At 70.0% G+C, this 10,695-nt stretch carries 10 protein-coding genes; 1 reads left to right on the forward strand and 9 read right to left on the reverse strand.

The genetic code is table 11. The annotated features are described in order from the left end of the window. The 6 genes from gatB to ACFWP5_RS37770 form a co-directional block, all read right to left on the reverse strand. Positions 1-939, reverse strand: a 939-nt coding sequence (gene gatB, locus ACFWP5_RS37745; protein ID WP_384167418.1) for an Asp-tRNA(Asn)/Glu-tRNA(Gln) amidotransferase subunit GatB, incomplete at its 3' end; no start/stop codon positions are given. A gap of 75 nt (positions 940-1,014) precedes the next feature. Then, a complete protein-coding gene (locus ACFWP5_RS37750) occupies positions 1,015-1,257 on the reverse strand; it encodes a hypothetical protein (RefSeq protein WP_019058562.1) in 243 nt (80 codons plus the stop codon). Then, positions 1,254-2,756 (reverse strand): Asp-tRNA(Asn)/Glu-tRNA(Gln) amidotransferase subunit GatA, encoded by a 1,503-nt coding sequence (gene gatA, locus ACFWP5_RS37755; RefSeq protein WP_384167388.1) that lies wholly within the window; start codon positions 2,754-2,756, stop codon positions 1,254-1,256. The genes ACFWP5_RS37750 and gatA overlap by 4 nt, the downstream gene beginning before the upstream one ends. A 5-nt stretch (positions 2,757-2,761) precedes the next feature. Continuing rightward, the gene (gatC, locus tag ACFWP5_RS37760; RefSeq protein WP_007384860.1) at positions 2,762-3,058 is read right to left on the reverse strand and encodes an Asp-tRNA(Asn)/Glu-tRNA(Gln) amidotransferase subunit GatC; all 297 of its coding nucleotides are present in this window, start codon (positions 3,056-3,058) and stop codon (positions 2,762-2,764) included. Between the two features lie 95 nt (positions 3,059-3,153). Then, positions 3,154-3,645, reverse strand: a complete 492-nt coding sequence (locus tag ACFWP5_RS37765) for a cupin domain-containing protein (protein ID WP_384167391.1) — start codon at positions 3,643-3,645, stop codon at positions 3,154-3,156. Positions 3,646-3,694: 49 nt separating this feature from the next. Continuing rightward, on the reverse strand, positions 3,695-4,066 hold the full coding sequence (locus ACFWP5_RS37770) for a DUF4267 domain-containing protein (RefSeq protein ID WP_384167394.1): 372 nt from the start codon (positions 4,064-4,066) through the stop codon (positions 3,695-3,697). Between the two features lie 97 nt (positions 4,067-4,163). Here ACFWP5_RS37770 and ACFWP5_RS37775 point away from each other — a divergent pair, with 97 nt between their 5' ends. Beyond that, complete coding sequence (locus tag ACFWP5_RS37775; protein ID WP_384167397.1) at positions 4,164-4,748, forward strand: TetR/AcrR family transcriptional regulator; 585 nt, start codon at positions 4,164-4,166, stop codon at positions 4,746-4,748. Positions 4,749-4,841: 93 nt separating this feature from the next. Here ACFWP5_RS37775 and ACFWP5_RS37780 read toward each other — a convergent pair whose 3' ends face one another. The 3 genes from ACFWP5_RS37780 to ACFWP5_RS37790 all read right to left on the reverse strand — a co-directional run bounded on the left by ACFWP5_RS37780 (position 4,842) and on the right by ACFWP5_RS37790 (position 10,586). After that, the gene (locus ACFWP5_RS37780) at positions 4,842-7,100 is read right to left on the reverse strand and encodes a putative bifunctional diguanylate cyclase/phosphodiesterase (RefSeq protein ID WP_384167400.1); all 2,259 of its coding nucleotides are present in this window, start codon (positions 7,098-7,100) and stop codon (positions 4,842-4,844) included. 270 nt (positions 7,101-7,370) lie between these two features. Next, positions 7,371-9,563 (reverse strand): NAD-dependent DNA ligase LigA, encoded by a 2,193-nt coding sequence (gene ligA, locus ACFWP5_RS37785; protein WP_384167403.1) that lies wholly within the window; start codon positions 9,561-9,563, stop codon positions 7,371-7,373. A gap of 15 nt (positions 9,564-9,578) precedes the next feature. Then, positions 9,579-10,586: a methionine synthase gene (locus ACFWP5_RS37790; protein ID WP_384167406.1), complete on the reverse strand. Its 1,008-nt coding sequence runs from the start codon at positions 10,584-10,586 to the stop codon at positions 9,579-9,581. Between the last annotated feature and the right edge of the window lie 109 nt (positions 10,587-10,695).

Consider the following 10,695-nt stretch of genomic DNA (forward strand, 5'->3'; position numbering starts at 1 on the left):
TCCTACGACCCCGATCCGCCCGCGCTCCAGGCGTCGTACGACTTCCTGTTCGCGGCCACGGCCGACCCGTCGCGAGGGGGCCACCGGCACCAGGTCCGGCTCCGGGAAGTACCGGTAGTCCTCCGCCTCCTCCTTCACGCGGCCCGAGGTCGTCGACCCGGTGTCCTCGTGGAAGTGGCGGGTCTCCTGGATGATCGTGCCGCCGGAGTTCAGCACCGCGGCGTGGCGCTGGATCTCGTAGCGGGCGGCACGCTCCACGGAACGGAGCGAGTTGACGTTCTTCGTCTCGCTCCGGGTGCCGAACTTCTCGCGGCCGTGCGGGCGCAGCGAAAGGTTGACGTCGCAGCGCATCTGGCCCTGCTCCATCCGGGCCTCGGAGACACCGAGCGCCCGGATCAGCTCGCGCAGCTCGGCGACGTACGCCTTCGCGACCTCGGGAGCACGCTCACCGGCGCCCTCGATCGGCTTGGTGACGATCTCGATGAGCGGGATGCCGGCGCGGTTGTAGTCGAGCAGCGAGTGCGAGGCGCCGTGGATACGGCCCGTCGCGCCGCCGACGTGCAGCGACTTGCCGGTGTCCTCCTCCATGTGGGCGCGCTCGATCTGCACCCGGAAGGTCTCGCCGTCCTCCAGCTGGACGTCGAGGTAGCCGTTGAAGGCGATCGGCTCGTCGTACTGGGAGGTCTGGAAGTTCTTCGGCATGTCCGGATAGAAGTAGTTCTTCCGGGCGAAGCGGCACCACTCGGCGATCTCGCAGTTCAGCGCGAGGCCGATCTTGATCGCGGACTCGACGCCGATCGCGTTGACGACCGGGAGCGCGCCGGGCATGCCGAGGCAGGTCGGGCAGGTCTGCGAGTTGGGCTCGGCGCCCAGCTCGGTCGAACAGCCGCAGAACATCTTGGTCTTGGTGCCGAGTTCGACATGGACCTCAAGGCCCATGACGGGGTCGTACGACGCCAGCGCGTCCTCGTACGACTCCAGGTCGGTCGTGGTGGTCACGGTGAACTTTCCCTCTCAGCCCAGCAGGACGTCGTCGTCGCCCAGCCGCTTCAGCTCGCGGTACAGGATGGCGAAGCCGGTGACGAGCGCGACGGCGGAGACCGTGGCGTCGATCAGACGGAGCGTGTCGTGCTCGGTGCGCGCCTTCTTGATCTGCTTGGCGACACCCAGCGCGCCGAACGCGGTGGTGGCCATCGACACATACGTGCCGGACTTGGACTTCTTGAAGCCCTTGGCCTTCGACAGTGCATTGCTCACAGCGACGGTGCCTCCTCAAGCAGCGGGTGGCCCCACTTTTCCACGAAGGTGGCCTCGACGGCGGCGCCGACCTTGTAAAGACGGTCGTCCTTCAGCGCCGGGGCGATGATCTGCAGCCCGACCGGGAGGCCGTCCTCCGGCGCGAGACCGCAGGGCAGCGACATGGCCGAGTTGCCCGCCAGGTTGGTCGGGATGGTGCACAGGTCCGCGAGGTACATCGCCATCGGGTCGTCGGCACGCTCGCCGATCGGGAAGGCGGTGGTCGGCGTCGTGGGCGACACGATCACGTCGACGCTCTCGAACGACTTCTCGAAGTCGCGGGTGATGAGCGTACGGACCTTCTGGGCGCTGCCGTAGTACGCGTCGTAGTAGCCACTGGAGAGGGCGTACGTCCCGAGCATGATGCGGCGCTTCACCTCGGGGCCGAAGCCCGCCTCACGGGTGATCGAGGTGACCTCTTCGGCCGAGTGGGTGCCGTCGTCGCCGGCCCGGAGGCCGTAGCGCAGGCCGTCGAAGCGGGCGAGGTTGGAGGAGCACTCGGAGGGCGCGATCAGGTAGTACGCCGACAGGGCGAGGTCGAAGGACGGGCAGTCCAACTCGACGATCTCCGCGCCCAGTTCCTTGAGGACCGCGACGGCCTCGTCGAAGCGCTGGATGACGCCGGCCTGGTAGCCCTCGCCGCGGAACTGCTTGACGACGCCGACGCGCATGCCCTCGACGCTGCCGTTGCGGGCGGCCTCGACGACCGGCGGGACCGGGGCGTCGATGGAGGTGGAGTCCAGCGGGTCGTGCCCGGCGATGACCTCGTGCAGGAGCGCCGCGTCCAGGACCGTACGGGCGCAGGGCCCGCCCTGGTCGAGGGAGGACGAGAACGCGACCATGCCGTAGCGGGAGACCGCGCCGTACGTCGGCTTGACGCCGACCGTGCCGGTGACGGCGGCCGGCTGACGGATGGAGCCGCCGGTGTCCGTGCCGATCGCCAGCGGCGCCTGGAAGGAGGCGAGCGCGGCGGAGGAACCGCCACCGGAGCCGCCGGGGATCCGGGTGAGGTCCCAGGGGTTGCCGGTCGGCCCGTAGGCGCTGTTCTCCGTCGACGACCCCATGGCGAACTCGTCCATGTTGGTCTTGCCGAGGATGACGACGTCGGCGGCCTTCAGCCGCTTGGTGACGGTCGCGTCGTACGGCGGGATCCAGCCTTCGAGGATCTTGGAGCCGACCGTGGTCGGGATGCCCTCGGTGGTGAAGATGTCCTTCAGCGCGAGCGGGACGCCGGCCAGCGGGCCGAGCTGCTCGCCCCTGGCCCGCTTCGCGTCGACGGCGCGGGCCTGCGCGAGGGCGCCTTCGCGGTCGACGTGCAGGAAGGCGTGCACCTTCGTGTCGACTTCCTCGATACGGGCAAGGTGCGCCTCGGTGACCTCGACCGCGGTGAGCACGCCGGACGCGATGTTCGCGGCGGTCTCGGCAGCGGTGAGCCGGATGATGCTGCTGTGGTCCGTCATGGTGATTAGTCCTCCCCCAGGATCTGCGGCACCTTGAAACGCTGCTGCTCCTGGGCCGGGGCGCCGGAGAGCGCCTGCTCGGGGGTGAGCGAGGGACGGACCTCGTCCGCGCGCATGACGTTCGTCAGCGGCAGCGGGTGGGAGGTCGGCGGTACGTCTTGGTCGGCGACCTCGCTGACGCGGGCGACCGCGCCGATGATGTCGTCCAGCTGTCCCGCGAAGTGCTCGAGCTCTTCGGGCTTCAGCTCCAGACGCGCCAGCCGGGCGAGGTGGGCGACCTCCTCGCGCGTGATGCCAGGCATGCAGCGTTCCTCTGGGGTGAGTGTGTGTGGTTTGGCGCCAATCCTATGGGGCGGGGGCCCTCAGCCGTTAAACGGTTTCTCCGGGGCCCCGGTCATCAGGCCCGCGCGTCCCACACGGCGCTCTTCATGAAGTGGTTGTCGTACAGCTCCTGGACCTCCAGGAGGCTCTCCGGGCCGACCTCTCCGAGGGCGATGCGCTGCAGGTGGCGGAAGTACTCGAAGCGTTCGACGCCGGGGGTGATGACGATGAGGAGGTCGGCGTCGGCGCCGGGTGCGGCGGCGAAGGCGTGGGGCAGGCCGGGCGGGACGACGACGAGGTCACCGGGTCCGGCGGTGACGACCTGGTCGCCGGAGAGGATCTCGGCGGCACCGTCGAGCAGGAAGAACATCTCGGCCGAGTTGTCGTGCCAGTGCGGTTTGGCGCCGTCCGCTCCCCCGCTGAGGGTGACCCGCTGGGTGGACAGCGCACCGCCGGTCGCGCTGCTGTCGGCCAGCAGCTTCACGGTGGTGGGCGCGCGCCCGACCACCTCGGCCTCGGCATCGCGCACGATCACGGACTCATCGAACTTCGGTACGAGCAATGACATTTCGGGACCCCGTTCGGATGAGAAGTCGGATGAGAAGGAGGAGTACGGCTCAGACGAGGAACAGCAGTACGGCACTGATGAGCACAACGATCGCCGTGGCGAAGTGGATCCCGTAGGCCACGGCCTTCGTGCCGCCGTGGCGCAGCACTATCAGGGTGTCGAACAGCGGCACGAGGGCCACGCAGAGCATGAACCAGGCCTCCGCCCGGGCACCGACGAACGCCAGCAGCACCAGGCCCAGGACACCGAAGGTTCCGTCCTTCAGGCCCTTGACGGCGAGGTAGGCGGAGGCGTCGCCGCCGGGGTCGGCCGGCACTCCGTAGCCGATGGCGGCGGGACCGGGCTGGAACAGGAACCGGTAGCCGAGGAACAGACAGAACAGGTCCAGCACGATCGCCAGGGTGTACGCGGTGATGGTCATGCCACTTCTCCTCGTCTCGTTTTTCTAGCGGCGCTAGCAACAAGAGCGAAGCTAGCAGAGCGTCGACAGGAACGCTAGCAATGCTAGAATCTCGGGCATGACGATTCAGACGCGCCGGGAGCGCGAACGGGCGGAGCGGGAGCGGCTGATCGTCTCGGCCGCGCGGGAACTGGCCGAGACGGAGGGCTGGGACGCGGTGACGACCCGCCGGCTGGCAGCCGAGATCGAGTACAGCCAGCCCGTGCTCTACAGCCACTTCAAGGACAAGGGCGCCATCATGGCGGCGGTCGCGGTGCAGGGCTGCGAGGAGTTCGCGGCCGAGATGCGCACGGCCCGCACAGCGGCGAAGGGCGCACGCGCGGCACTGACCGCGGTGGGCGAGACCTACACGTCGTTCGCACGCCGCCGCCCCGCGCTCTACGACGTGATGTTCACGCACACGGTCGACCTGCCGTTCGCCACCCCGGAGGCACCGCCGGCCCTGCAGGAGGCTTTCGGCGAACTGTTCCAGGCCGTCGAGCCGATCGCGGCCAAGGGCGACGACCCCGGCCTTCTGACGGAGACGTACTGGGCGGGCCTGCACGGCCTGGTCACCTTGATGCGCAGCGGCCGCCTGCCGGAGGAGGCCCACGACCAACGCCTGGCGCTACTGATCGCCCACTTCACAACAGGGTTGCGGTGAGACACCTAAGGGGCGCGGGGAGCTGCGCGACCAGCCACGACGGCGCCGCAGCCGCGAACGAACAGAAGCCGCCACCCCAATAGGCGGAGCCAATCAGCCGATCCGCCCCGGATCATCCGCAGCCGCGGCAGGCAGCGCAGCGCGTGGCCGCTGCCACCCCCGAGACCCCCGCGCCCGCAACCAAGCCGTCATGTCCTCCGGAGGCATAGCCGCAGCGACAAGCCACCCCTGCACGGCATCACACCCCAGATCCCGCAACCGCTCCCACGTCTCGTCGTCCTCAACCCCCTCAGCCACGACGAGCAGCCCCAGGGAATGCGCGAGATCAACGGTGCACCGCACGATCTCCGCGTCCTCCGTGTCCACCGCGAGCCGCGCCACGAACGACCGGTCGATCTTCAACTCGCTGACCGGCAGCCGCCGTAGATGCACCAGGGACGAATACCCCGTGCCGAAGTCGTCCAGGGACATCTTCACGCCGTGGCCGGTCAGCCCGTTGAGGGTGTCGGCGGCGCGCTGGGGGTCCTCCAGGAGGACGTGTTCCGTGATCTCCAGTTGGAGCGAGCCCGGCGGGACGCCATGGCGGGCGAGGCGCGCGGCGACCGAGCCCGCGAAGCCGGGGGTGTGCACATCGCGCGGGGAGACGTTCACCGCGACCGGTACGAACAGGCCCTGGGCGCGCCATCTGGCGACCTGGGCGAGGGCCGTGTCCAGCACGTACTCCGTCAGGTGGGGCATCAGCCCGGAGGACTCGGCGATCGCTATGAACTCGTCCGGCGGTACCTTCCCGCGCTCCGGGTGCACCCACCGCACCAGCGCCTCCAGGCCGGCGACCTGGCCGTCGAAGCGGACCTTGGGCTGGTAGTGCACCTGCACCTCGTGCGCGTCGAGGGCGCGGCGCAGATCGCCCAACAGGCCGAGCCGGTCCGGGGTGTTGGAGTCCCGCTTGGACTCGTAGACCTCGACGCCCGTACGGTCCCGCTTCGCCTGGTACATCGCGACGTCCGCCCGGCGCAGCAGTCCCTCGGCGTCGAGGGCGTGGTCGGGGAAGACGGCGACACCCGCACTGGCCTCCAGGACGAGGGTGAGTCCGTCGAGGTCGAGCGGGGAGCTGAGCGCCACGACGAGATTGCGGGCGACCCGGGTCGCCGACGTCGTGGAATCGGCGACGGGCAGCAGAACGGCGAACTCGTCACCGCCGAGCCGCGCGGCCTCCGCCCCGCGCGGCAGCGCCACCCGCAGCCGGTCGGCTATCTGCAACAGCAGCCGGTCACCGGCCAGGTGACCCAAAGTGTCATTGACCGATCGGAACCGGTCGAGGTCGATCAGCATGAGCGCGGCCTTGGCGCCGATGCGCTCGGCGTCGTCCAGGGCGGTCCAGATGCGCTCCAGGAGCCACTGCCGGTTGGGCAGCCCGGTCAGCGGGTCGCGCAGTTGTTCCTCGGCCCTGGCCCGGGCCATCCACAGGGTGGAGTCGAGGGCGATGAGCGGGATCGAGAACAGGGGCAGCAGGACCGGCTGGGCCACGCCGACCACGCAGATGAGTGGTGCGATGCCGAGCAGGGCTACGGCTACCAGCCCCTGTCTGTGCAGGGCGGTGCGGGCGACGGTGGGCAGTCCGCCGTGGTGCGGGGCGTGCAGATACCAGAGCAGGGTGCGGGTCACGGCAAGGTACGCGACGGCGACCAGCACCACCTCGGGGGCGGTGTAGACGGTCCAGGTGTCCGGGTTCCAGGGCGTCTCGACCGACGGCACCCGGCCGAACGCGCCCAGCAGGAGTGCGCCGGCGGCTATGCCGAGGATGTCCACCGCGCCGTGCAGCACGCCCTGGCGCCAGCGGTTGCGGCGGGCTATGCCGACCAGGACGACGACGGTGAGGCTGACCATGCCGGCGGCGACCCAGCCGTAGAGCAGCAGGACGCCGAGGGTGAGGGCGGCGCCCGAGCCGGTGCCGCCCCACCAGCGGGCGCGGCCGAGCGCGACGAGGTGGCCGACGATGATGCCGGTCAGGACGGCCAGCGACCAGCCGACCGTGCCGGACGGGAAGAGCGCGTGGTCGCCGGTGAACGCCCGGAAGAAACCGGCACCGAGGACGAACCAGGCCGCGACCACGACCGCCGTGGGCAGAGCGAGCCAGGTCAGATGGTGTTCGCCGTCGCCGCCCGACAGTCCTGAGCCGGGGTTGGCGGAGAGCGGCGCTGAGTGACGGGCGTCCGGTGTGGAGTACTGTCCGGTGGCGCGCGGCTGTGCGCCCGGACGCTCCACGGGTCGCGCTCCCCAACGACTCCCCCGCCAGGCGCCGGTGAGCCGGCGCAGCAGTGAGTCCGGGGGGGCGCTCTCGGTCGGTTCCATTCCCGTCCCTCTCACAGCCGGCGGTGCCCACGCCACGCGGTCCGATGCCCGACTTCCGTCAACGGCACCGCGTTTGGAAAACCCCTCCCCCTGCTCACCAAGAGCAGGGGGTTGCCCCAACCGCAGCTGGGCACGGCAGGCGCACACCTCAACAGTAGGCCGCAGAAGGCTTCCACGGGCAGCGGTCGTAGACGGTTGCCCGAATGCGACCCTGCCACCCGTATGCATCTGGTATGCGCCGATCGGGTGGCCTTCAACCGCTGCTCCTCGCTACTCCTCGACCGGAAGCGCGACTTCGGCGGCCGCCTCGGGTCCCTGTTCCAACAGGACGGTGAAGCCGTCCTCGTTCAGAACAGGCACCTTGACCTGCATCGCCTTGTCGTACTTCGAACCAGGATTGTCACCTACGACAACGAAAGACGTCTTCTTCGAAACAGAACCGGTCACTTTCGCTCCCCGGCTCTGCAGGGCGTCCTTCGCCCCGTCCCTCGTGAAGTGTTCGAGTGTGCCGGTCACGACCACGGTCAGCCCCTCCAGCGGGCGCGGCCCCTGGTCCTCGGCGGAACCCTCTTCTTCCATCCGGACCCCGGCGGCCCGCCACTTGCGGAGGATCTCCTGGTGCCAGTCCTCGGCGAACCACTCCTTGAGCGAGGCGGCGATGATCTCGCCGACGCCGTCGGTGTCCGCCAACTCCTTCTCGGTGGCCTGCTCGATGCGCTCGATCGAACGGAACTCGCGGGCCAGCGCCTCGGCCGCGACCGGGCCGACATGACGGATCGACAGGCCGGTGAGGATGCGGGCGAGCGGACGGTCCTTGGCCGCGGCGATGGTCTCCAGCATCGCGAGCGCGTTCTTCTTGGGCTCGCCCTGCTGGTTGGCGAAGACCGTGACGATCTTCTCCTCGCCGGTCTTCGGGTCCCGCTTGGGCAGCCCGCTGTTCTGGTCGAGGACGTACGCCTTGATGGGCAGCAGCTGCTCGATGGTGAGGTCGAACAGGTCGCCCTCGTCGGCCAGCGGCGGGTCCGCTGGCTCCAGCGGCTTGGTGAGGGCCGCGGCCGAGACGTAACCGAAGTGGTCGATGTCGAGCGCCTTGCGGCCCGCGAGGTAGAAGAGCCGCTCCCTCAACTGGGCAGGGCAGGCACGGGCGTTGGGGCACCGCAGGTCGATGTCGCCCTCCTTCATCGGCCGCAGCGGCGTACCGCACTCGGGGCACTCGGCCGGCATCACGAACTCCCGCTCGCTGCCGTCGCGCAGGTCGGCGACCGGGCCGAGGATCTCCGGGATCACGTCACCGGCCTTGCGCAGCACCACCGTGTCGCCGATGAGGACGCCCTTGGCCTTGACGACCTCCTGGTTGTGCAGCGTCGCGAACTCGACCTCCGAGCCGGCCACCGTCACCGGCTCGACCTGGGCGTACGGCGTGACCCGGCCCGTGCGGCCCACGCCCACGCGGATGTTGACGAGCTTGGTGTTGACCTCCTCGGGCGCGTACTTCCACGCGATCGCCCAGCGCGGGGCGCGGGAGGTGGAGCCGAGCCGTCCCTGGAGGGGGATCTCGTCGAGCTTGACGACCACGCCGTCGATCTCGTGCGCCACGGAGTGGCGGTTCTCGCCGTAGTACCTGATGAACTCCCGTACGCCGTCGAGGTCGTCGACCACCTTGTTGTGCGGAGAGGTGGGCAGGCCCCAGGTCTTGAGCAGTTCGTAGGCCTCGGAGAGGCGGGTGAGGGCGTCGAAGCCCTCCAGGGCGCCGATGCCGTGGACGACCATGTGCAGGGGGCGGGTGGCGGTGACGCGCGGGTCCTTCTGGCGCAGTGAACCGGCCGCCGCGTTACGGGGGTTGGCGAAGGGCTTGTCGCCTGCCTCGACCAGACGGGCGTTCAGCTCCTCGAACTTCTCCATCGGGAAGTAGACCTCGCCGCGGATCTCCACGAGGTCGGGCACGCGGTCGCCGGTCAGGCGGTCCGGGATCTCCTCGATCGTGCGGACGTTGGGCGTGATGTCCTCGCCCGTACGACCGTCACCGCGGGTCGCCGCGCGCGTGAGACGGCCGTGCTCATACGTCAGGTTGACGGCGAGGCCGTCGACCTTCAGCTCGCACAGGAAGTGGTGGTCGGAGGCGCCGACGTCCTTGTGGACGCGCTCGGCCCAGGCCGCCAGCTCCAGGTCGTCGAAGGCGTTGTCCAGGGAGAGCATGCGCGAGTGGTGGACGACGGAGGTGAACTCCGTCGCGTACGCCCCCGCGACCTTCTGGGTCGGGGAGTCGGGCGTGCGCAGCTCGGGATGCTCCTCCTCCAACGCCTCCAACGCGCGCAGGAGTTGGTCGAACTCCGCGTCGCTGACGACCGGGGCGTCGTTCACGTAGTACCGGAAGCGGTGCTCCTCGATCTGCTCAGCGAGCTGCGCGTGCTTCTCCCGTGCCTCTGCGGGCACCGTCGTCTCCGCTTGCCTGTCGCCGGCCACCGTGTTGTCCTTCCGTCACTCAGGGTTGTCCGCGAGGGATCTCGCCGCCCGGACGCAGTGGGCGAGGGCATGGCGCGCGTACTCGGGAGAAGCCCCCGCGAGTCCGCACGACGGGGTGATCGTGACCGCCTCCGCGAGAAGTCCCGGTCGCAGCCCCAGCCTGCGCCACAGCGTCCTGACACCCATGACGCTACCGGCAGGGTCCGACAACGCGGTGTCCGTGCCCGGCACGACACCGGCGAAGAGCCGGGTGCCGGCCTCGACCGCCTCGCCGATCACGTCGTCGTCACGCTCGGTGAGGAGGGAGAAGTCGAAGGAGACGGCCGCGGCGCCCGCCCGGCGCAGCAGGGCGAACGGCACGTCCGGTGCGCAGGAGTGGACGACGACCGGGCCGTTCTCGTGCACCCCGACGACCTCGCGGAGCGTGTCCTCGACGAGTTGACGGTCGACGGCCCGGTGGGTGCGGTAGCCGCTGGCGGACCTGACGTGTCCGCGCAGGACGGCCATGAGGGACGGTTCGTCGAGCTGCAGCACGATCTGGGCGCCGGGGACGCGGCGTTGGACGTCGGCGAGGTGATTGCGCAGCCCCTCGGCGAGCGAGCCCGCGAGGTCCCGGCCGGCTCCGAGGTCGGAGAGCACGGACTCACCGTTCCTCAACTCCAGACTGGCGGCGAGGGTCCAGGGGCCCACGGCCTGCACCTTGAGCGGTCCCTCGTACCCCTGGGTGAACTCCTCCAGGGCGTCGAGGTCCTCCCCCAGCCACGCCCACGCCCGCTTCGTGTCCCGCCCCGGCCGGTCCCCGATCCGCCAACCGCTGGGCTCCACGCGCGCGTACACCTCGACGAGCAGCCCTGCGGTCCGGCCGATCATGTCCGCGCCGGGTCCTCGGGCGGGCAGTTCGGGCAGGAACGGGAAGTCTTCGAAGGCGCCGGTCGCGGTCCGGGCGGCCTCGCGGGCGTCGCCGCCGGGGAGGGATCCGATGCCGGTGGCCGCGCCGAAGCTGAACTGGCTGTTGTTGCTCACCCCGGAAGACTACGGAACCCTCCGGGGGTGTGGCGGTGACCCTGGGGGCTGCGCCCCCCCACCCCCCGTCGGGCCCGTATGGGTGTCGTGCACAAAACCCGGACGGACC

The sequence above is a fragment of the Streptomyces sp. NPDC058469 genome (assembly GCF_042721125.1).
Classification (GTDB): Bacteria; Actinomycetota; Actinomycetes; order Streptomycetales; family Streptomycetaceae; genus Streptomyces.